This is a genomic window from Phytoactinopolyspora endophytica (assembly GCF_004138495.1).
Classification (GTDB): Bacteria; Actinomycetota; Actinomycetes; order Jiangellales; family Jiangellaceae; genus Phytoactinopolyspora; species Phytoactinopolyspora endophytica.
In genome coordinates this window covers 214,897-215,298 of the sequence record NZ_ML142856.1, presented here as the reverse complement: position 1 = coordinate 215,298, position 402 = coordinate 214,897, and the positions used below count along the sequence as shown (strand labels likewise).

Below are 402 nucleotides of genomic sequence, written 5' to 3'. Positions count from 1 at the left end.
GACCAGGATCATCGGCAGGCTGCTGGAACCGGTGTCGGGAAGGTCGTCGCCGTCCTCGTCACCGCCCTCATCGCCGCCGTCCTCGTCGCCGCCGTCTTCGTCGCCACCGTCATCATTGGTGACAGTGAAGTCGACGCTGGCCTCGGAGTCGGTCAGCTCGGGGTCGCCGTCCTCGAGCGTGGCCATGGCGGTGAGCGTGTACTCGCCGTTCTCCAGGGCCTCGTCCGGGGTGAAGGTCCAGTTGCCTTCGTCGTCGATCTCGAACTCACCCGGCCAGTCGCCCGGCTCTTCCTCGGCCTCCTCGTCGGCAGGCGCGAGCTCACCGGAGGCAACGCTGAAGTCCGACGCGGAGTCGGCCTCGTCGCCGCTGACCTCGACGGTGCCCTCGATCTGCAGGCCGAC

Annotated in this window: 1 protein-coding gene; it reads right to left on the bottom strand. The window is 68.7% G+C overall.

Features of this window, described 5'->3' with window-relative positions:
• A partial coding sequence (locus tag ELR45_RS35375) for an Ig-like domain-containing protein (protein WP_205856757.1) occupies positions 1-402 on the bottom strand: 402 nt, incomplete at both ends.